We start from the raw sequence: 20,239 nt of genomic DNA, 5'->3' as shown, positions 1-20,239 counted from the left end.
TGGAACCTGGAGGCGTAACCGCGCCGTGCCACCCACCGCGCCCGCTGGGCTCCCGATCCGGGAGTACATCCTCGTCGCCCTGATCGCGGCGACGGTCACCTTCCTGTTCACCGGCCTGGTCCGCAAGTTCGCCACCCGCATCGGCGCGATCGCCACCCCGCGCGCCCGCGACGTGCACGTCATCCCGATCCCGCGGATGGGCGGGCTCGCCATGTACCTCGGCGTGCTCGGCGGGATGGCCCTGGCGCACCAGTTGCCGGTGCTCAGGCGGGCCTTCGAGTACTCGCTCGACCCGGTCGGCGTGCTGGTCGGCGGCGGGGTGATCGTGCTGATCGGCGCCCTGGACGACCGGTTCGAACTCGACGCGTGGACCAAGCTCGCCGGGCAGGTCATGTGCGCCGGGATCCTGGTGCTCTTCGGCGTGCAGTGGATGGAGGTCTGGGTTCCCTGGGGCGGGGACGCCGAATCGATCGGCTCGGTCGTCGTGCTCGACCGCAACCAGGGCGCGCTGTTCACCGTGCTGCTCGTGGTGGTCATGGTCAACGCGATGAACTTCGTCGACGGGCTGGACGGCCTGGCCGGTGGGCTCGGGTTCATCGCCGCGGCGGCCGCGTGCGCGTTCTCGATCGGCGTGCTGTCCTCCACCAACGGGTACGTCGGCGCCTACCCGCCCGCGCTGATCGCCGCCACCCTGGCCGGGGCCTGTCTCGGCTTCCTGCCGCACAACTTCCAACCGGCGAAGATCTTCATGGGCGACTCCGGCTCGATGATGATCGGGCTGATGCTCGCCTCGGCCAGCGTCTCGGCGTCCGGGCGCATCCCGTACCCGGCGTTCGAGGCGACCGACATCCTCGGCCTGCTGTCGCCGCTGTTCGTGGTCGCCGCGGTCCTCTTCCTCCCGGTGCTCGACCTGCTGATGGCGGTCATCCGCCGCACCCGCCGCGGGGAGAGCCCGTTCGCGGCGGACAAGATGCACCTGCACCACCGGCTCCTGGAGATCGGCCACTCGCAGCGCCGGGCCGTGCTGCTCATCTACCTGTGGGCCGGACTGCTCGGATTCGGCGCGGTCTCGGTGACCCTGTTCGACACCGCCGCGGTCTTCTGGATCGTCGGTGCGGGCCTGCTGCTCGCGATCTTGGTTTCGGCCATCCCTAGACTGAGGTCACGCAATCAGGGAGCGCCATGAGTGACACAGCGGCCAAGAAGGCCGACCAGGAAGAGAACCCGCACGCCCAGGCCGTGCTGAAGCTGGCCGACGCGATGCTGCGGGCCACCCTGATCGTGGGCTTGGGGACGATCGCGGTCGCGGCGGTGGTGGCCACCATCTGGGTCGGCCTGCCCGGATTGCTCGGCGCACTGGTCGGCGGCGCGGTCGCGTTCGCCTCGTCGCTGGCGACCATCGGGATGATGCGGTTCTGCGCGGCGATGGACCCGATGTTCGTCATGATGGTCGCGCTGGCCAGCTACGTGGTGAAGGTGCTGATCCTGCTCGGCGTGATGACCCTGCTCCGGGGCGTCGACGCGCTGCACCCCTACGCGCTGGCGATCACCATGCTCGCCGCGTTCGTGTTCACCGCCGCGGGTGAGGTCAGGGCGTTCAAGCAGACCAAGATCCCGACCATCATCCCCGACTCGAAGTAGGCCGGTCGGACGCTTAGGAGTACGCCCGTACGGCGTCGATTTACCGGCTGGTATGGTCCGCGTTGGAGGCGGATTCCCAGCCGACCTCCTGGTGGCGAAACCCGAACTGCAGCGTGGCGATCGACGTACCCGCCGCACCCGCAGTCGCTCGGAGCGCCGTAGCCAGGTGTGACCGGCCGGGAACCAGAGCGTGAGACCGCGATCACCACGCAGAAGGTATCCGCCTCCGGGTACCCGGAACGTATCGGGTACGTTAAGTCCAGATCGTGACGATTCCCCCGGCGGAGTGAACGCCGGCCGGGAGAACCGGAAGGAGCCCAGTTGGGCGCGCTGGTACTAGCCGAAGGTGACAAGTTCAAGCCACCCGGCGCCGAGAGTTTCGACCTCCCGCCGCTGTTCGGCTCGGGCGACTGGGGCTTCACCAAGCCGATGCTGCTCATCGTGCTGTCGGTGATCATCGTCGCCGCATACTTCCTGCTCTCGTCGAGGAAGCTGTCGATCGTCCCGGGCAAGGGACAGTTCATCGCGGAATCCATCTACGACTTCGGGCGCAACAACATCGCGCGGGAACAGATCGGCGCGAAGGACTTCAAGCCGTTTATCCCGCTTGTTCTCGGATTGTTCACCTTCATTCTGGTGAACAACATCTTCGGGATCATCCCGGTCATCCAGTTCCCCTCGATGTCGCATTTCGGCTTCCCGATCGCGCTGTCGGTGCTCGTGGTCTACCCCGTCTACCACTACGTGGGCATCAAGCGGCACGGATTGGGCGGCTACTTCAAGAAGAGCCTCGCGCCCCCCGGTGTGCCGGTGTTCGTGCTGCCGCTCTTCGCGCTGATCGAGTTCGCCGAGAAGTTCTTCCTGAACCCGCTCACGCTCGCCATCCGGGTTTTCGCCGCCATGTTCGCCGGGCACCTCATCATCGGGGTGTTCGCCATGGGCGGCAGCTACCTGCTGACCGAGGCGAGCGCCGGGCTGAAGCCGGTCTCGATCGTCGCCTTCCTGGCCGCCATCCTGATGACCTTCCTGGAAGCGTTCATCCAGGTGCTGCAGGCCTACATTTTCGCGACCCTCGCGGCGGGTTACATCGGCGCCGCGCTGGCGTCGGACCACTAAAAGGAAAAACACAAGCCCCCGATCCGCGTAGTTGCGGACCGAGTTGGAAGGGAAATGCAAGTGAGCAACGTTCTTGCGCAGGCCGCCGAGACCGCGGGCAACATCAACCCGGGTCTCGCCGCCATCGGTTACGGCCTCGGCGCCATCGGCCCCGGTATCGGTGTGGGTCTGATCTTCGCCGCGGTCATCAACGGCACCGCCCGTCAGCCGGAGGCCCAGGGCAAGCTGATGAACCAGGGCTTCACCACGTTCGTGCTGACCGAGGTGCTCGCCCTGATCGGTATCGTCATCTACTTCATCGCCTCCAACGCCTGAGTTAACCGCTCATCGCTTAAGGAGACGTCGTGGTGAATAGCCAACTGGTGCTGGCCGCTGAGGAGCAGCCGAACCCGATCATCCCGCACTACCCCGAGATGATCATCGGGTTCATCGCCTTCATCGTGCTGATCTGGCTGCTCAAGAAGTACGCCGTGCCGCGCTTCGAGGCGCTCTACCAGGAGCGGACCGAGAAGATCGAGGGCGGGATCGAGAAGGCGGAGAAGGCACAGGCCGAGGCCGAGGAGGCGCTGGAGAAGTACCGCGCCCAGCTGGCCGAAGCCCGGGCCGAGGCCGCCAAGATCCGGGACGACGCCCGCCTGGAGGCCGAGCAGATCAAGGAAGAGCTGCGGGCCCAGGCCGAGGAGGAGTCCCAGCGGATCATCGCCCAGGGCGAGGCCTCGCTGCAGGCGCAGAAGGCGCAGATCGTCGCCGAGCTCCGGGCCGAACTCGGCCGCAACTCGGTGGAGCTGGCCAGCCGGATCGTCGGCGAGTCGCTCGAGGACGAGGCACGCCGCCTCGGCACGGTCGACCGGTTCCTCGCCGAGCTCGGGTCCGGTGCTAACGGAGCGGGGAAGTAGATCCTGATGACGCTGCATGCTGCGAGCCGTGAGTCGCTCGGCCTCGCCGAGAACCGTCTCGGCGAGGTACTCGGTGACGCGGGTGCCGATCCGGCCGCCGTCGGTGCGGAGCTGTTCTCCGTGGTCACCTTGCTGACCAGGGAGATCGGGCTGCGCCGCGCGGTCGCGGACGCCTCGGCCGTGCCGGAGTCCCGGAAGCGGCTGGTCCGATCGCTGCTGGAGGGCAAGCTCTCCGAGCCGGCGCTGACCGTGCTCGACACCGTGGTCACCAGCCGGTGGTCCAGCCCGCGCGAACTGCTCGACGGCCTCGAGTCGCTCGGCCGGTCCGCCCTGCTGACCAGCGCCGAGAAGACCGGCAACCTGGACACCGTCGAGGACGAGTTGTTCCGGATTGCCCGTATCGTGGCAGCAGAGCCGGAACTGGATCGTGCCCTGTCCGAGCAGGCGGCGCCCGCGGAGGCGAAGCGGAACCTGGTGCGCGGCCTGTTCGCCGACAAGGTGGACGTGGTCACCGAAGCCCTGGCCGAACAGGTCATCCTGCGCCAGCGGGGCCGCGGCGTCGGCCGCGGCCTGGACGAGCTGGTGCGGCTCGCCGCGCAGCGGCGGGAGCGTTCGGTCGCCCACGTGACCAGCGCGGCGCCGTTGTCCGCGGAGCAGCAGGCGACGCTGGCCGAGAAGCTCAGCGGCATCTACGGCCGGCCGATCGTCCTGCACGTCGAGATCGAGCCCCGCCTCGGCGGCGGGCTCGTCGTCCGGGTGGGCGACGAGGTGATCGACGGCAGCACGGCGGGTCAGATCGAGGCGCTGCGCAAGCGGCTGGCGAGCTGATGGCCACGACGTCACAACAGACTTTGCACACTGGCAAGAACGAAGCGAGAGCGGGAACGACATGGCGGAGCTGACGATCTCCTCGGACGAGATCCGCAGTGCGATCGAGAACTACGTCTCGAGTTACTCCCCGGACGTAAGCCGGGAAGAGGTCGGCACGGTCATCGACACCGGTGACGGCGTCGCGCACGTCGAGGGCCTGCCCTCGACGATGGCCAACGAGCTGCTGGAGTTCCCCGGCGGCATCCTCGGCGTCGCCCGGAACCTCGAGCCGCGCCAGATCGGTGTGGTCATCCTGGGTAACTACGAGTCGATCCAGGAAGGCCAGGAGGTCAAGCGCACCGGCCGGATCCTCTCGGTTCCGGTGGGCGACGCCTACCTCGGCCGCGTGGTCGACCCGCTCGGCAACCCGATCGACGGCCTCGGCGACATCGAGACCACCGAGACCCGCGCGCTCGAGCTGCAGGCCGCCTCGGTGGTGCAGCGCCAGCCGGTGAGTGAGCCGCTGCAGACCGGCATCACCGCGATCGACGCGCAGACCCCGATCGGCCGCGGCCAGCGCCAGCTGATCATCGGTGACCGCAAGACCGGCAAGACCACGGTCTGCACCGACACGATCATCAACCAGAAGCGCAACTGGGAGAGCGGCGACCCGAAGCAGCAGGTGCGCTGCATCTACGTCGCGGTCGGCCAGAAGGGCTCCACGATCGCCGGGGTCAAGAAGACCCTGGAGGACGCGGGCGCGATGGAGTACACCACCATCGTCGCCGCCCCGGCCTCGGACTCCGCCGGCTTCAAGTGGATCGCGCCGTACACCGGTTCCGCGATCGGCCAGCATTGGATGTACGACGGCAAGCACGTCCTGATCGTGTTCGACGACCTCACCAAGCAGGCCGAGGCGTACCGCGCGATCTCCCTGCTGCTGCGCCGCCCGCCGGGCCGCGAGGCGTTCCCCGGCGACGTCTTCTACTTGCACTCGCGGCTGCTGGAGCGGTGCGCGAAGCTGAGCGACGAGCTGGGTGGCGGTTCGCTGACCGGTCTGCCGATCATCGAGACCAAGGCCAACGACATCTCGGCCTACATCCCGACCAACGTCATCTCGATCACCGACGGGCAGTGCTTCTTCCAGTCGGACCTGTTCAACTCGGGTCAGCGCCCCGCGGTCGACGTGACCACCTCGGTCTCCCGAGTCGGTGGTGACGCGCAGATCAAGGCGATGAAGTCGGTCTCCGGTTCGCTGCGCATCGACCTGTCGCAGTATGAGGAGCTGAAGGCGTTCGCCGCCTTCGCCTCCGACCTGGACGCCGCCTCGAAGGCCCAGCTGGACCGCGGCGCCCGCCTGTACGAGCTGCTCAAGCAGCCGGAGAACTCGCCGATCCCGGTCGAGCAGCAGGTCGTCACCGTGTACCTCGGCACCCGGGGCCACTTCGACGACGTGCCGATCGAGGACACCGCGCGCTTCAACCGCGAGCTGATCGACAACATCCGGCACAAGCACGACGACATCCTCACCGAGATCCGCGACAAGGGTAAGTGGACCGACGATCTCGCCGAGCGCGCCATCGCGGCCACCGCCGAGTTCAAGAAGGGCTTCACCACCTCCGAGGGCAAGACGCTGCTCAACGAGGCCGAGGCCGAGGCGATGGATGCCGACAAGGTGGGGCAGGAGACCGTGAAGGTCGCCAAGCCCGCCCCGAAGAAGTGATGGTTCCCTAGATGGCCGCACAGCTGCGCGAACTCCGGCAGAAGGTCCGCGCGACCAAGTCGATCGGCAAGATCACCAAGGCGATGGAGCTCATCGCCACCTCGCGGATCGGCAAGGCGCGGGCCCGGATGGAGGCCTCTCGTCCGTACGCGGAGGAGATCACGAACGTCCTGTCCGCGCTCGCCGGCGCGGCGTCCAATCTGGACGACCCGTTGCTGGTGGAGCGGGCGAACCCGAAGCGGGCCGCGGTCCTGGTCGTGACCAGCGACAAGGGCCAGTGCGGTGGGTACAACACCAACGCGCTGCGGGTGACCGAGGAACTGCTGTCGCTGCTGCGGGAGCAGGGCAAGACGCCCGTGCTGTACGTGATCGGTGGCAAGGGCCTGAACTACTACAGCTTCCGCGGCCGCGAGGTCACGGACAGCTGGGCCGGGTTCACCCAGGTGCCGCACTACGAGAACGCGTCCGAGGTGGGCGACACCCTGGTCAAGGCGTTCCTGGCCGGTGCGGACGACGAGGGCGACGGCCCGGGCGAGGACGGCGTCCTCGGCGTGGACGAATTGCACATCGTCTACACCGAGTTCAAGTCGATGCTCACCCAGACCCCGGTCGCCAGGCGGATCGCGCCGCTGGAGGTCGAGTACTCGGAGGAGCAGCCGGACGTGCTGCCGCCGACCTACGACTTCGAGCCCAGCGCGGACAGGCTGCTCTCGGCGCTGCTGCCCAAGTACATCAAGACGCGGATCTTCGCGGCGCTGCTGGAGTCGGCCGCCTCCGAGCTGGCCGCGCGGCGGACCGCGATGAAGGCGGCCTCGGACAACGCGAGCGAGCTGGTGGAGACCTACAGCAGGCTGGCGAACCAGGCCCGCCAGGCCCAGATCACCCAGGAGATCAGCGAAATCGTCGGTGGGGCTAACGCACTCGCCGCTGCAGGAAGTGATGACTGATGACTACGACTGAACCCGCTCTCAAGGGGCGCATTGTCTCGGTGACCGGCCCGGTCGTCGACGTCGAGTTCCCGCGCGGCGCGATCCCCGAGCTGTTCAACGCCCTCAAGGTGGAGATCGGCTTCGAGGAGCTCCGCAAGACCGTGACCCTCGAGGTCGCCCAGCACCTGGGGGACAACCTGGTCCGGACCATTTCGCTGCAGCCGGAGGACGGCCTGGTCCGCGGCGCCGAGGTCACCGACACCGGCGCGGCGATCTCCGTCCCGGTGGGCGAGAAGGTCAAGGGCCACGTCTACAACGCGCTCGGCGACTGCCTCGACGAGCCCGGCTACGGCGCCGACCTGGAGCGGTGGGGCATCCACCGCAAGCCGCCGGCGTTCGACCAGCTCGAGGGCCGGACCCAGATGCTGGAGACCGGCCTGAAGGTCATCGACCTGCTCACCCCGTACGTGCAGGGTGGCAAGATCGGCCTGTTCGGCGGCGCCGGCGTGGGCAAGACGGTGCTCATCAAGGAGATGATCACCCGTGTCGCCAAGAACTTCGGTGGCACCTCGGTGTTCGCCGGGGTCGGCGAGCGCACCCGTGAGGGCACCGACCTCTTCCTGGAGATGAGCGAGGACGGCGTCATCAACGACACCGCGCTCGTGTTCGGGCAGATGGACGAGCCGCCGGGCACCCGTATGCGGGTCGCCCTGTCCGCGCTGACCATGGCGGAGTACTTCCGCGATGTGCAGAACCAGGACGTGCTGCTGTTCGTCGACAACATCTTCCGGTTCACCCAGGCCGGTTCCGAGGTGTCCACCCTGCTGGGCCGGATGCCTTCGGCGGTGGGTTACCAGCCGACGCTGGCCGACGAGATGGGTGAGCTGCAGGAGCGGATCACCTCGACCAAGGGCCGGTCGATCACCTCGATGCAGGCGATCTACGTGCCCGCGGACGACTACACCGACCCGGCGCCCGCGACCACCTTCGCGCACCTGGACGCCACCACCGAGCTTTCCCGGTCGGTGTTCCAGAAGGGCATCTTCCCGGCGGTGGACCCGCTGGCCTCGACCTCGACGATCCTCCAGCCGGGCATCGTCGGCGAGGAGCACTACCGGGTCGCCTCCGAGGTCATCCGGATCCTGCAGAAGTACAAGGAACTGCAGGACATCATCGCGATCATGGGTATGGACGAGCTGTCCGAGGAGGACAAGCTCACCGTGCAGCGGGCTCGCCGGATCGAGCGGTTCCTCTCCCAGAACATGCTCGTGGCCGAGACCTTCACCCAGATCCCGGGTTCCACGGTGCCGCTGTCGGAGACCATCGAGGCGTTCGACAAGATCGCCAAGGGCGACTTCGACCACTACCCGGAGCAGGCGTTCCTGGGTATCGGTGGTCTGGACGACCTGGAGAAGAAGTACAAGGAAATCACCAAGAAGTGAGCCTGACCAGCGGCGGGGCCGACTGTCCTTAGTGGACTTCGGCCCCGCCGTTGGAATAATCGCGGTGGGACCATCTACACTCATATCAAGCGCCCGAGGTGAAGGAGAGCTACGTGGCTGAGATTTCCGTCGAGCTTGTCGCCGTCGAGCGCCGCCTCTGGTCGGGCAAGGCCACTTTCGTGGTGGCCCAGACCACCGAGGGCGAGATCGGCATCCTCCCTGGTCATGAGCCGGTTCTCGGCCAGCTCGTCGAGGGTGGCGTGGTCAAGGTGACGACCACCGACGGCGAGACGTTCTGCGCCGCGGTGCACGGCGGTTTCCTGTCGGTCACCGGGGACGGGGTCAGCGTACTGGCCGAGTCCGCCGAACTCGCCGAGGAGATCGACGTGGCGGAGGCCAAGGCGGCGTTGACCGCCGACGACGAGGCCGAGCGGACCAGAGCGAGCGCCAGGCTCCGCGCCGCCGGGCAGTCGGCCTAGCCGGACGAGCGGGGGCCGGCCGTGGTGGTGACCGTGGTGGTTCTAGGGCTCCTGCTTGTCCTCGCGCTGCTCGCGCTGTGGTACTCGATGCGCTGGGTGCGCATGCGCAAGAACGGTGGCGTCAGCGTGGCCCTGCGCTGGCGCCCGGACAACGCCCGTGAGGGCTGGCATCTGGGCATCGGCCGTTACGAGGGCGACGATTTCGCGTGGTACCGGGTCTGGAGCCTGCGCACCGGCCCGGACCGCGTGTTCGAACGCGAGGCCCTGAACATCGCCGACCGCCGCGATCCGACCGGTACGGAGTCCTACGCGGTCCCGGCCGGTTCCACGGTGCTGCGGTGCGAATCGGACCGCCAGGAGGCCATCGAGATCGCCATGGGCCCCGGCGCGCTGACCGGTTTCCTCTCCTGGCTCGAATCGGCCCCTCCCGGCCGCCGCCTCCCGCGCGCGAGCTGAACGCTTTCGTTACCGCGCCCGGCTGCCGAAATGCGTACCGTGGAAGGCATGGACGAGGAGCTGGAGCGGGAGCAGCGCTGGCAGCACCTGCCCGAGCGGGTGCTCCCCGAACAGATGACCATGAGCCATCCCACCGAACCGGGGCTCGACTCGACTCCCGAGATCGACCTGGAGCGGTACTGGCTCAACCGCACCGTCGGCGTCCTGGGGATCTGACATGACCGAGCCTTCGCAGCGCTGGCAGGCGCTTCCGGAGCGGATCCGGCCGGAACAGTTGGTCACCACGCAGGACGTCGATCCGGGCCAGGACCACAAACTCGAGATCGATTACGAACGCTGGTGGGCCACTCAGGACGGTGGCTGACACTTTCCGGCGCGGTTCGCGCCCAACGAGTTATATCGTCACCGAAGCTTGCCGCGTTTCACTTTTTCCGCCGAATGTCGCCGGTTTCCGGCTAGTCATCCCCCTTTGATCGCGTGCCGGGGACGGCAGGCATGATGTGCGTCCATGAGCGAGCACTTCGACGTGCATGGCGGGGCACGGTTGGTCGGCGAAGTCGACGTCGTGGGGGCGAAGAACAGCGTTCTCAAGCTGATGGCGGCGGCGTTGCTCGCCGAAGGCACCACGACCATCACCAACTGCCCGCAGATCCTGGACGTTCCGCTGATGGCGGACGTGCTGCGCAGCGTGGGTTGCGAGGTCGTCCTGGACGAGGACACCGCGACGATCACCACCCCGGCCGAGCTGTCGCACCGCGCCGACTCGCCCGCGATGGGCAAGCTGCGGGCGTCGGTGTGCGTGCTGGGGCCGCTGGTGGGCCGGTTGAAGCAGGCCGTGGTGGCGCTGCCGGGCGGGGACGCGATCGGCCAGCGGCCGCTGGACATGCACCAGAGCGGGTTGCGGGCGCTCGGCGCGACGAGCACGATCGAGCACGGCTGCGTGGTCGCGAAGGCCGACGAGTTGCGGGGCGCGCAGATCTGGCTGGACTTCCCGAGCGTCGGCGCGACCGAGAACATCCTGATGGCCGCGGTGCTCGCCGAAGGCACCACGGTCATCGACAACGCGGCGCGCGAACCGGAACTGGTCGACATCTGCACGATGCTCATCGAGATGGGCGCCAAGATCGAAGGGCTGGGCACGTCGACGCTGACCGTGCACGGCGTCGACTCGCTGCACCCGACCGAGCACCGGGTGATCGGCGACCGGATCGTGGGCGCGACCTGGGCGTTCGCCGCCGCCATGACCCGGGGCGACGTGACCGTGCGGGGCGTCAACCCGCACCACCTCGACCTGGTCCTGGACAAGCTCCGGCTCGCGGGGGCGGACGTGACCGCCTTCGACGGCACCGGTTTCCGCGTGGTGCAGAACGACCGGCCGAAGTCGGTCGACTTCGTGACCCTGCCCTACCCGGGTTTCGCCACCGACCTGCAGCCGTTCGCCGTGGCGCTGTCCGCGGTGTCCGAGGGCACCTCGATGATCACCGAGAACGTGTACGAGGCGCGGTTCCGGTTCATCGAGGAGATGGTCCGGCTCGGCGCGGACGCGCGGACCGACGGCCACCACGCGGTGGTGCGCGGGGTCGACTCGCTGTCCAGCGCCCCGGTGTGGGCCTCGGACATCCGCGCGGGCGCCGGGCTGGTGCTGGCCGGGCTGTGCGCGGACGGCGTCACCGAGGTGTGGGACGTGTTCCACATCGACCGCGGCTACCCGAACCTGGTGGAGAACCTCAACCGCCTCGGCGCCCGCATCGAACGCGTCGCCACCGACCCCGAGCGCTCCTGACGCGGTATGGACGGTATGAACGGTATCCTCAGGCGTACGCACGACGTTTGGGGTTCCGATGACCGCGTTGCCCGATTGGATGGTGCTCCAGCCCCAGGGCCTGAGCGCCGCCGATTACGAAGCGCTGCCTGAAGAGGTCTGCCGTCGCATCGAGATCGTTGATGGAGCCATCGTCGTGAACCCCGCGCCGCGCCGAGCGCACCAGATCGTCGCCCGGCGACTGGCCAATGTTCTCGAAGATGCGTGTGGTGATCGGTTCCTGGTCGCGACGGACGTGGATCTTCGGTTGCGGGATGTTCCGCTGTTGAACCGCCGACCGGACATCGTGGTGTACGAGGCCTCGCTGGCGGACGATGCGGTTCTGCGGCCGGAGCACTGCTTGCTGGTCGTCGAGGTGATGTCCCCTGGTTCCGTGACCGCCGACCAGACCGACAAACCGGCCGAGTACGCCGCCGCCGGGGTCCGGCACTTCTGGCGCATCGAGAATGCCGCGGACGGTGCGGACCAGATGGCGGTGTTCCGCTACCGTCTCGACCCCACGACCAGGGCTTATGCCTCAGCCGGGGTGAGCGCGGGTAGCCTGGCCGTCTCCGATCCGTTCGCCGTTTCGGTCGTTTTCGCCGACCTGCTCTGAAGCGGTCACTCGGTGGCCAGGGCGGCGCCGAAGCCGAGGAGGGCGGTGCCGGTGAGGGCGTCCACGGCCCGCCGGATCTTCCGCTGCTGCAGCCAGCCGCGTACTTTCCGCACCGCCAGCAGCACCAGCAGCAGCCACACCTGGCCGGACACGGTGACCGTGTAGGCGAGGATCAGCGCGTCCCCGGGCGTGCCGTGCACCGGGTCGAGGAACTGCGGCAGGACCGACAGGTACAGCGCGAGGACCTTCGGATTGGTGAGGTTGCAGAGCACGCCCTGCCGGTAGCAGCGCCAGCCGCTCAGGCGCGGTCCCGGACCGGTGGGCCCGCGGTAATCGCCGCGCCAGGCCCCGCGCAGCGCCTGGAGGCCGAGGTAGCAGAGGTAGGCGACCCCGGCCCAGCGCAGCGTCTGGAACACCGGCTGCGAGTGCACGATGACCGCGCCCAGCCCGAGCGCGGACACCGTGGCCTGCAGCGAACTCGCGGTGGCGATGCCGCCGCACGCGAGCAGCCCGCCCCGGGTCCCGCCCGCGAGCGCGGATTTCAGCACCACCATGGTGTCCGGGCCCGGCGCGATGACGATCAGGGCGATGAAGGCCAGGAAACTGCCGTAGGTCGCCCAGGTCATGATTCGGTCGCCAGGGCCACGCCGAAGCCGATCAGCGCGGTGCCGGTGACCGCGTCCACCGCGCGCCGCACCTTGCGCTGCTTCAGCCACACGCGCACCTTGTGCACGAAGAACATGAGCACCAGCAGCCAGAGCCCGCCGAGCACCGCGACCGTGTACGCGAGCACGAGCGCGTCGAAGGTCGACGGCTGGGCCGGATCCAGGAACTGCGGGAGCACCGACAGGTACAGCGCGAGCACCTTCGGATTGGTGACGTTGGACAGGAAGCCCTCCCGCCACCGCCGGAACCCGCTCGTCCGCGACCCGACCTGCTCCGCGGTGCGGTAGTCACCCCGCCAGGCGCCGCGCAGCGCCTGGAGGCCGAGGTAGCAGAGGTAGGCGACCCCGGCCCAGCGCAGCGTCTGGAACACCGGCTGCGAGTGCACGATCACCGCGCCCAGTCCGAGCGCGACCGCGGTGCCCTGCACCAGGTTGCCGACCGTGATCCCGCAGGTCGCCAGCAATCCGCCGCGCGTCCCGCCCGCCAGCGAGTTCTTCAGCATGACCATGGTGTCCGGCCCGGGCGCGAGCACCACCAGCACGACGAAGACCAGGTAACTCCCGTACGCACCCCAGTTCATGCCCGCACGCTAACCCGATCACCACTCCCCGCGCGACCCCCCCGGTCACTCGGTGGCGAGGACGGCCCCGAAGCCCAGCAGGGCGGTACCGGCGGTCGCGTCGACCGCGCGGCGCACCTTGCGGCGGGCGAGCAGGCCGCGGATCCGGCGGACCAGGAACAGCACCACGAGCTGCCAGGATCCGGCGACCACCGCGGTCGTGTAGGCGAGCAGCATCGCGTGCCACGTCGAACTCGCCGGGTCGAGGAACTGCGGCAGCATCGAGAGGTAGAAGACCAGCACCTTCGGGTTGGTGAGGTTGCACAGGAAACCCTCGTTCCAGCGCCGGAAACCGCGCGCGTGGCCGCCGGAGTCCGCGAGCCCGCGGTAGTCGCCGCGCCAGGCCGAACGCAGCGCCTGCACGCCGAGGAACACCAGGTACGCGATGCCCAGCCAGCGCAGCGTCTGGAACAGCGCCTGCGAGTGCACGATCAGCGCGCTCAGGCCGAGCGCCGCCGCGGTGCCGTGCACGAGGTTGCCCATGGTGATGCCCAGCGCGGCCAGCAGACCGCCGCGCGGGCCCGCGGCGAGCGTGCTCTTCATGACCACGAGCGTGTCCGGGCCGGGCACCAGCACCACCAGCAGGACGAACAGGACGTATCCGCCGTACGAAGCCCAAGTCACCTAACCGACGTTAGCGGATAGCCGGTGACGAGGACAGGCAGAGATCCGCGCGGACGTGTCCCATTCCACTGGGCCCAATAAGTTACCGGCGGGTACACTCGATGGGACGTCCACCGGGAGGTTCACCGTGCCCTATCCATCGGATCGTGAGCGCGACCGGCCCTGGGTGATGCGCACCTACGCCGGGCATTCGTCGGCGGCCGCGTCGAACGAGCTGTACCGCCGGAACCTCGCCAAGGGGCAGACCGGCCTCTCGGTCGCCTTCGATCTGCCGACCCAGACCGGCTACGACCCCGACCACAAGCTCTCCAAGGGCGAGGTCGGCAAGGTCGGCGTGCCCGTCGCGCACATCGGCGACATGCGCCGCCTCTTCGACGGCATCCCGCTCGCCGAGGCGAACACCTCGATGACGATCAACGCGCCCGCGATGTGGCTGCTCGCCCTCTACGTCACGGTCGCCGAGGAGCAGGCGAAGGCCGAGGGCCGCGACGTCGACGAGGTGCTCGCGAAACTCACCGGCACCACGCAGAACGACATCATCAAGGAGTACCTCTCCCGCGGCACCTACATCTTCCCGCCGGGGCCGAGCCTGCGCCTGATCACCGACATGATCGCGTGGACCGTCCACCACGTCCCGAAGTGGAACCCGATCAACATCTGCAGCTACCACCTGCAGGAGGCGGGCGCGACGCCGACGCAGGAGGTCGCCTACGCGCTGTGCACCGCGATCGCCGTGCTGGACGCCGTGCGCGACGCCGGGCAGATCGAGCAGTCCGATATGGCCCGCGTGGTCGCGCGCATCTCGTTCTTCGTCAACGCGGGTGTGCGGTTCGTCGAGGAGATGTCCAAGATGCGCGCGTTCACCGCGCTCTGGGACGAGATCACCCGCGAACGGTACGGCGTGGCGGACCCCAAGGCGCGGCGCCTGCGGTACGGCGTGCAGGTCAACTCGCTCGGCCTGACCGAGGCCCAGCCGGAGAACAACGTGCAGCGGATCGTGCTGGAGATGCTCGCGGTCTCGCTGTCCCGGGGCGCCCGGGCGCGCGCGATCCAGCTGCCCGCCTGGAACGAGGCGCTCGGCCTGCCGCGGCCGTGGGACCAGCAGTGGGCGCTGCGCATGCAGCAGGTGCTCGCCTACGAGACGGATCTGCTGGAGTACGAGGACATCTTCGACGGTTCGCGGGTCATCGAGTCCAAAGTGGACGAGATCAAGGCGGGCGCGCGCGAGGAGATCGCGCGGGTGCAGGAAATGGGCGGTGCGGTCGCCGCGGTCGAATCCGGCTACATGAAGTCGCAACTGGTGGCCTCGCTCGCCGAGTACCGCCAGAAGATGGAATCCGGCGAGCAGATCCTGGTCGGGGTCAACAAGTTCGAGACCACCGAGCCGAGTCCGTTGCAGGCCGAGGGCGCCAAGGCCATCGAGACGATCGACCCGGTGGTGGAGAAGCAGGCGATCTCGGCGGTCGAGGAGTGGCGGGCCCACCGCGACAACGACGCGGTCGAGCGTGCGCTGGCCGGGCTGCGCGAAGTCGCGCGGACCTCGGAGAACCTGTTCGAGGCCACGCTGAAGTGCGCGCGGGCCGGGGTGACCACCGGGGAATGGGCCGGCGCGTTGCGCGAGGTGTTCGGCGAGTACCGGGCGCCGACCGGGGTCTCGGCGTCCTCGGCTTCGGCCGAGGCGAGCGACGAGCTGTTGCGGGTGCGCGAACGGGTCCGGGCCACCGGCGAGGAACTCGGCGAGCGCCTGCGCATCCTGGTCGGGAAACCCGGTCTGGACGGCCATTCCAACGGCGCCGAGCAGGTGGCCGTGCGGGCCCGCGACGCCGGGTTCGAGGTGATCTACCAAGGCATCCGGCTCACCCCGGAGCAGATCGTGGCCGCCGCGGTGCAGGAAGGCGTGCACGTGGTCGGGCTGTCGGTGCTGTCCGGTTCGCACCTCGAGGTGGTGCCCGAGGTCGTCGACGGTTTGCGTGCCGCGGGCGCCGGGGACATTCCGGTGATCGTGGGCGGGATCATTCCGCCGGACGATGCGAAATTGTTAGTCGATCGTGGTATCGCGCGCGTTTTCACGCCGAAGGACTACGAGTTGACCGGGATCATGGACGGAATCGTCTCGGTGATCCGGGAGACGCACGGGCTGGCGTAAAACCACCTATTCGGTACCCGCGTCCCAAAGCCTATTCGGTACCGCCGTCCCAAAAATATCCAACGGATATCGTGCGTTTCTTGTTTGCCAAGGACTACCGGGTTTGCCTGCGGATATCCCGTGTTGACGTGGTGACGACCACGGTGTGTGCCGCAGCTGGCACGGAATGTTGATCTCTTTCCGGTAACAGACGGTGGTGATCTTTCAACTTCCTTTGACCGGCCCGAGGACGCCACCTACGTTCGATTGCCAACGAACCAATCGAAAAGGGGTGCGGTCATGACGCACGGCGAGTGGACGCGAAGGAATTTCTTCCGGCGTTCGGCGGCGATGGGCGCGGTGGCGATCGGCGGGCCGGTGTTGCTTTCGTCTTGTGCGAGCAGTGCGGACACCACGACCTTCGAGGGCGCGAAGAAATCCAAGAAAATCAAGGTTGGTTTCGGTAACGAGGCGCCGTACGGTTTCACCGACGCGAGTGGCCGCCTGACCGGAGCGGAGCCGGAAGTGGCCAGGGTCGTCCTGAAGAACCTGGGGATCGACGAGATCGAGGCCGTGCCTTCGGACTTCGGTCAGCTGATTCCCGGCCTGCAGGCCAAGAAGTTCGCCTTCGTCGCGGCCGGAATGTCCATCCGGCCGGACCGGTGCCAGAGCGCCGCCTTCTCCGCCCCGGAGTTCAAGGTCGCCTCCTCCTTCCTGGTGCCCAAGGGAAATCCACAGGGGATCAAGCGGTTCGAGGACATCATCGGCAAGGACGTGAAGATCGCCGTCCTCACCGGCGCGGTCGAGAAGGGCTACGCGGAAGAGGCCGGTGTGCCCGCCGACAAGATCGTCACGCTGGACAACCAGGACAACATCCTGCGGCAGGTCCGCGACGGCCGCGTCTACGGCGCCGCGCTGCTCGACATCACCAGCCGCTGGCTGCTCAAGCAGAACCCGGACGCGCCCCTGGAGTCCACGGAATCCTTCCAGGGCAGCAAAAAGGCCCCCGATGTCGGTGCGTTCACGTTCCGCAAGGGCGAGGACGAGTTCGTCAAGGCGTTCAACACCGAGTTGCAGAAGGTCAAGAACAGCGGGCAGTGGCTGGAGATCGTCGCCCCGTTCGGCTTCGGCCAGAGCAACGCACCGGGCCCGGAGTTGACCACCGAAGCGCTGTGCAAGGGCTGACCGGAAGAGCGGACGCATCGTGTTCGACAACCTGTCGGTCCTCCTGCCGCGGCTGCTGAGCGGGCTTCCCTACACGCTCGCCGCCGCGGCCGGCGGTATCGCGTTGACCATCGTGCTGTCGTTCGCGGCGGGGCTCGGCCTGCTGGCCCCCTCGCGGACCGTCCGGGGCATCACCCGGGTCTACGTCGAGGGCTTCCGCGGCACGTCCGAAGTGGTCCAGCTGTTCTGGATCTATTTCGTGGTCCCGATTCTGGTCGGCCTCGAGCTCCTGCCGCTGACCGCGGGCATCCTGGTGCTCGGGCTCAACCACGGCGCGTACGGCGCCGAGATCGTCCGGGGCGCCGTGCAGTCCGTGCCCCGGGCGCAGCTCGAAGGCGCGATCGCGTTGAACTTCACCCCGGCACAACGGATGTGGCGGGTGGTCCTGCCGCAGGCGGTGGTGGAAATGCTGCCGTCGTTCAACAACCTGTTCATCCAGCTGCTCAAGAGCACGGCGATCCTGTTCTTCATCGAGGTGCCGGAGATCTTCAAACAGGGCGAGATCCTCCGGCCCGCGTGGGGCAAGGACATCGGCCTGATCTACCTCGTCGAACTGGTGCTGTACCTGCTGCTCGCGATCGTCATCACCGGTGTCATGCGGTGGCTGGAAAAGCTGGCGGCCCGGCGGATCGGCCGGACCGCGCCCAGCCGGGAACGGGCGCTGGCCAAGGTGTCCGGGGGCGGTGTGTGATGGAGATCTGGGACTGGGACAAGGCGATCGCGGTCATCCCGGCGATCCTGCAGGGCTTGGTCGTCACCCTGGAGATCACCGTGCTCGGCTCGCTGCTGGCGTATGTGCTCGGTCTGGTCTTCGCGATCATCCGCCGGGCCCGGATCCCGGTGGTGGACCAGGTGCTGTGGGCGTTCATCGAGATCATCCGCAGCACCCCGCTGCTGATCCAGGTGTTCGCGCTGTTCTACGTGCTGCAACCGGCGCTCGGTCTGCAGCTTTCGCCGTTCCTCACCGGCGTGATCGGGCTCGGCGTGCACTACGCGTGCTACACCGCCGAGGTGTACCGCGCGGGCATCGACGCCGTCCCGAAAGGACAGTGGGAGGCGGCGACCGCGCTCAGCCTGCCGAAGTCGCGGGTCTGGCTCGGCGTGATCCTGCCGCAGGCGGTTCCCCGCGTCCTGCCCGCACTGGGCAACTACACCATTTCCATGTTCAAGGAAGTGCCGCTGCTGCTCGCGATCGGCGTGCTCGACATCGTCAACCAGGCCAAGGAACAGGGATCCGAGGACTACCGGTTCATCGAGCCGTACACCATGGCGGGCCTGGCGTTCCTGTTGCTGAGTTACCCGGCCGCGATCCTCGTGCGGAAATTGGAGCGTCGTGTCGCAAGCAAATGAGAACGAGATGATCCGCTTCGACGGCGTCGGCAAGCGGTTCGGTGACAACGTCGTGCTGAAGGGGCTGGACTTCACCGTCGCGCCGGGCGAGTTCGTGACCTTGATCGGGCCGAGCGGTTCGGGCAAGACGACGATCCTGCGCCTGCTGATGACGCTGGAGAAGGTGTCCGAGGGCACCATCCGGGTCGGCGGCGAGTACCTGAGTCATCTGGAGCGGGGCGGGAAGCTGGTCCCCGCCAACGAGGCGCACCTGCGCGAGGCGCGCAAGCGGATCGGCATGGTGTTCCAGCAGTTCAACCTGTTCCCGAACATGAAGGTGCTGCGCAACATCACCGAGGCGCCGATCCGGTCGCTGGGCAAACCGCGCGAGGAGGCCGAGGCGCGGGCCCGGGAACTGCTCGACCTCGTCGGCCTGGGCGACAAGGTGGACGCGCACCCGTCCCAGCTGTCCGGCGGGCAGCAGCAACGGGTCGCGATCGCGCGGGCGCTGGCGATGGAACCGTCCGTGCTGCTGCTGGACGAGGTCACCTCCGCGCTGGACCCCGAACTGGTGACCGGGGTGCTGCACCTGCTCAAGGACATCGCGGAGAGCACCGACATCACGTTCCTCTGCGTCACGCACGAAATGCAGTTCGCGCAGGACGTCTCGGACCGCGTGATGATGTTCGACCACGGCCAGATCCTGGAGGACGCCCCGCCGGAGAAGCTGTTCACCTCACCCGAACACGAACGGACCCGCGAGTTCCTCAGCGCCGTCATCGGCCGCGCCTGACCCGCGCGGGGTTGGGCGGGGCCCCGGCGGGCGCGGTAGCGTCGGGGGATGGGCGAGTACGAGCACATCCTCGTCAAACGCGAGGACGACACGATCACGATCACCATGAACCGGGCCGCGCGGCGCAACTCGCTGTCCGCGGAACACCTCGCCGAGCTGCTGGACGCCTTCGTCGAGGCCGGGCAGACCGACGCGACCGGCATCGTGCTGGCCGGTGCCGGGCCGGTGTTCTCCGCCGGGCACGACTTCGGCGATGTCGCCGCGCGGGACCTGATGGGCGTGCGGGAACTGCTGCGGCTGTGCACGGACCTGATGGGCACCATCCAGGCCGTGCCGCAGGTGGTGATCGCGCGGGTGCACGGGCTGGCCACCGCGGCGGGCTGCCAGCTGGTCGCCTCCTGCGATCTGGCGATCGCGGCGGAATCGGCCGGATTCGCGCTGCCGGGCGGGAAGGGCGGCTGGTTCTGCCACACCCCCGCGGTGCCGGTGGCCCGTTCGATCGGGCGCAAGCGGCTGATGGAACTGGCGCTGACCGGGGACGTCATCGACGCGCCGACCGCCCTGGACTGGGGCCTGGTCAACCGGGTCGTCCCGGACGCCGAACTGGACGCGGCCGTCGCGGACCTGCTGGCCCGGGCCACCCGCGGCAGCCGGGCGAGCAAGGCGATCGGCAAGCAGACCCTCTACGCCCAGCTCGACCGGCCGGAGGCCGACGCCTACTCGATCGCGCTCGAGGTGATGGCCTCGGCGTCCCAGCTCCCCGGCGCCCGCGAAGGAATGGCCGCCTTCCTGGAAAAACGCCACCCCAACTTCCCGGACTGATCGCCGAAAGCTCCCAATGCGGCATTGGGGGCGTTGGAGGTACCCAATGCGGCTTTCGGGGCGTTGGGTGCCCCGAAAGCCACATTGGGGAGTTTTCATCCTGTTGGTGCTGGTCAGTGGGGTTGACG

At 68.1% G+C, this 20,239-nt stretch carries 24 protein-coding genes; 21 read left to right on the top strand and 3 right to left on the bottom strand.

Annotation, left to right across the window (positions count from 1 at the left end; genetic code table 11):
• Positions 1–25: 25 nt before the first annotated feature.
• The 15 genes from FXO23_RS42225 (at position 26) to FXO23_RS42155 (ending at position 11,909) form a co-directional block, all read left to right on the top strand.
• Positions 26–1,186 (top strand): glycosyltransferase family 4 protein, encoded by a 1,161-nt coding sequence (locus FXO23_RS42225; RefSeq protein WP_158893079.1) that lies wholly within the window; start codon positions 26–28, stop codon positions 1,184–1,186.
• Positions 1,183–1,641, top strand: coding sequence for a Cg1360 family ATP-synthase-associated protein (locus tag FXO23_RS42220; RefSeq protein ID WP_158893077.1), 459 nt, complete (start codon positions 1,183–1,185; stop codon positions 1,639–1,641). Before FXO23_RS42225 ends, FXO23_RS42220 begins: the two co-directional genes overlap by 4 nt.
• A gap of 321 nt (positions 1,642–1,962) precedes the next feature.
• On the top strand, positions 1,963–2,757 hold the full coding sequence (gene atpB, locus FXO23_RS42215; protein ID WP_158893076.1) for a F0F1 ATP synthase subunit A: 795 nt from the start codon (positions 1,963–1,965) through the stop codon (positions 2,755–2,757).
• A 54-nt stretch (positions 2,758–2,811) separates the two neighbouring features.
• Positions 2,812–3,072 (top strand): ATP F0F1 synthase subunit C, encoded by a 261-nt coding sequence (locus FXO23_RS42210; RefSeq protein ID WP_425484959.1) that lies wholly within the window; start codon positions 2,812–2,814, stop codon positions 3,070–3,072.
• 29 nt (positions 3,073–3,101) lie between these two features.
• Positions 3,102–3,653 carry a F0F1 ATP synthase subunit B gene (locus tag FXO23_RS42205; protein WP_158893072.1) on the top strand — a complete coding sequence of 184 codons (552 nt, stop codon included), beginning with the start codon at positions 3,102–3,104 and terminating at the stop codon, positions 3,651–3,653.
• A 6-nt stretch (positions 3,654–3,659) separates the two neighbouring features.
• Positions 3,660–4,481, top strand: coding sequence for a F0F1 ATP synthase subunit delta (locus tag FXO23_RS42200; RefSeq protein WP_158893070.1), 822 nt, complete (start codon positions 3,660–3,662; stop codon positions 4,479–4,481).
• Positions 4,482–4,542: 61 nt separating this feature from the next.
• On the top strand, positions 4,543–6,186 hold the full coding sequence (gene atpA / locus FXO23_RS42195; RefSeq protein ID WP_158893068.1) for a F0F1 ATP synthase subunit alpha: 1,644 nt from the start codon (positions 4,543–4,545) through the stop codon (positions 6,184–6,186).
• Between the two features lie 11 nt (positions 6,187–6,197).
• Positions 6,198–7,133, top strand: coding sequence for a F0F1 ATP synthase subunit gamma (locus tag FXO23_RS42190; protein ID WP_158893066.1), 936 nt, complete (start codon positions 6,198–6,200; stop codon positions 7,131–7,133).
• Positions 7,133–8,557, top strand: a complete 1,425-nt coding sequence (gene atpD / locus FXO23_RS42185) for a F0F1 ATP synthase subunit beta (RefSeq protein ID WP_158893064.1) — start codon at positions 7,133–7,135, stop codon at positions 8,555–8,557. The genes FXO23_RS42190 and atpD overlap by 1 nt, the downstream gene beginning before the upstream one ends.
• 113 nt (positions 8,558–8,670) lie before the next feature.
• Entirely contained in the window at positions 8,671–9,036 is a 366-nt protein-coding gene (locus tag FXO23_RS42180; protein ID WP_158893062.1) for a F0F1 ATP synthase subunit epsilon, read from the top strand.
• Between the two features lie 21 nt (positions 9,037–9,057).
• Positions 9,058–9,492: a DUF2550 domain-containing protein gene (locus tag FXO23_RS42175; RefSeq protein WP_158893061.1), complete on the top strand. Its 435-nt coding sequence runs from the start codon at positions 9,058–9,060 to the stop codon at positions 9,490–9,492.
• 48 nt (positions 9,493–9,540) lie between these two features.
• Positions 9,541–9,708: a hypothetical protein gene (locus FXO23_RS42170; RefSeq protein ID WP_158893059.1), complete on the top strand. Its 168-nt coding sequence runs from the start codon at positions 9,541–9,543 to the stop codon at positions 9,706–9,708.
• A 1-nt stretch (position 9,709) separates the two neighbouring features.
• Positions 9,710–9,856, top strand: coding sequence for a hypothetical protein (locus FXO23_RS42165; protein WP_158893057.1), 147 nt, complete (start codon positions 9,710–9,712; stop codon positions 9,854–9,856).
• A 144-nt stretch (positions 9,857–10,000) separates the two neighbouring features.
• Positions 10,001–11,275 carry a UDP-N-acetylglucosamine 1-carboxyvinyltransferase gene (murA, locus tag FXO23_RS42160; protein WP_158893055.1) on the top strand — a complete coding sequence of 425 codons (1,275 nt, stop codon included), beginning with the start codon at positions 10,001–10,003 and terminating at the stop codon, positions 11,273–11,275.
• Between the two features lie 58 nt (positions 11,276–11,333).
• Positions 11,334–11,909 carry a Uma2 family endonuclease gene (locus FXO23_RS42155; protein ID WP_158893053.1) on the top strand — a complete coding sequence of 192 codons (576 nt, stop codon included), beginning with the start codon at positions 11,334–11,336 and terminating at the stop codon, positions 11,907–11,909.
• A 5-nt stretch (positions 11,910–11,914) separates the two neighbouring features.
• Here FXO23_RS42155 and FXO23_RS42150 read toward each other — a convergent pair whose 3' ends face one another.
• Genes FXO23_RS42150 through FXO23_RS42140 form a run of 3 tightly spaced genes read right to left on the bottom strand, consistent with a single transcriptional unit; the run spans position 11,915 to position 13,818 of the window.
• The gene (locus tag FXO23_RS42150; RefSeq protein WP_158893051.1) at positions 11,915–12,535 is read right to left on the bottom strand and encodes a LysE family translocator; all 621 of its coding nucleotides are present in this window, start codon (positions 12,533–12,535) and stop codon (positions 11,915–11,917) included.
• Positions 12,532–13,155, bottom strand: a complete 624-nt coding sequence (locus FXO23_RS42145; protein WP_158893049.1) for a LysE family translocator — start codon at positions 13,153–13,155, stop codon at positions 12,532–12,534. Before FXO23_RS42145 ends, FXO23_RS42150 begins: the two co-directional genes overlap by 4 nt.
• A 45-nt stretch (positions 13,156–13,200) precedes the next feature.
• Entirely contained in the window at positions 13,201–13,818 is a 618-nt protein-coding gene (locus FXO23_RS42140) for a LysE family translocator (protein ID WP_158893047.1), read from the bottom strand.
• Positions 13,819–13,945: 127 nt separating this feature from the next.
• Between FXO23_RS42140 and FXO23_RS42135 the strand changes: the two genes are divergently transcribed.
• From FXO23_RS42135 to FXO23_RS42110, 6 genes are all read left to right on the top strand, one after another.
• Positions 13,946–15,964, top strand: a complete 2,019-nt coding sequence (locus FXO23_RS42135) for a protein meaA (RefSeq protein ID WP_158893045.1) — start codon at positions 13,946–13,948, stop codon at positions 15,962–15,964.
• A gap of 279 nt (positions 15,965–16,243) precedes the next feature.
• Positions 16,244–17,128 carry an ectoine/hydroxyectoine ABC transporter substrate-binding protein EhuB gene (gene ehuB / locus FXO23_RS42130; protein WP_158893043.1) on the top strand — a complete coding sequence of 295 codons (885 nt, stop codon included), beginning with the start codon at positions 16,244–16,246 and terminating at the stop codon, positions 17,126–17,128.
• 19 nt (positions 17,129–17,147) lie between these two features.
• Positions 17,148–17,858 (top strand): ectoine/hydroxyectoine ABC transporter permease subunit EhuC, encoded by a 711-nt coding sequence (ehuC, locus tag FXO23_RS42125; protein WP_158893041.1) that lies wholly within the window; start codon positions 17,148–17,150, stop codon positions 17,856–17,858.
• On the top strand, positions 17,858–18,517 hold the full coding sequence (gene ehuD, locus FXO23_RS42120) for an ectoine/hydroxyectoine ABC transporter permease subunit EhuD (RefSeq protein WP_158893039.1): 660 nt from the start codon (positions 17,858–17,860) through the stop codon (positions 18,515–18,517). Before ehuC ends, ehuD begins: the two co-directional genes overlap by 1 nt.
• A 7-nt stretch (positions 18,518–18,524) precedes the next feature.
• Positions 18,525–19,289: an ectoine/hydroxyectoine ABC transporter ATP-binding protein EhuA gene (ehuA, locus tag FXO23_RS42115; RefSeq protein ID WP_158893037.1), complete on the top strand. Its 765-nt coding sequence runs from the start codon at positions 18,525–18,527 to the stop codon at positions 19,287–19,289.
• Positions 19,290–19,337: 48 nt separating this feature from the next.
• On the top strand, positions 19,338–20,111 hold the full coding sequence (locus FXO23_RS42110) for an enoyl-CoA hydratase-related protein (RefSeq protein WP_158893035.1): 774 nt from the start codon (positions 19,338–19,340) through the stop codon (positions 20,109–20,111).
• Positions 20,112–20,239 lie beyond the last annotated feature (128 nt).

Source organism: Amycolatopsis anabasis (assembly GCF_009765355.1).
GTDB lineage: Bacteria > Actinomycetota > Actinomycetes > Mycobacteriales > Pseudonocardiaceae > Amycolatopsis > Amycolatopsis anabasis.
The sequence above is the reverse complement of the archived record's forward strand: the minus strand, read 5'-3'. Positions and strand labels throughout refer to the sequence as shown.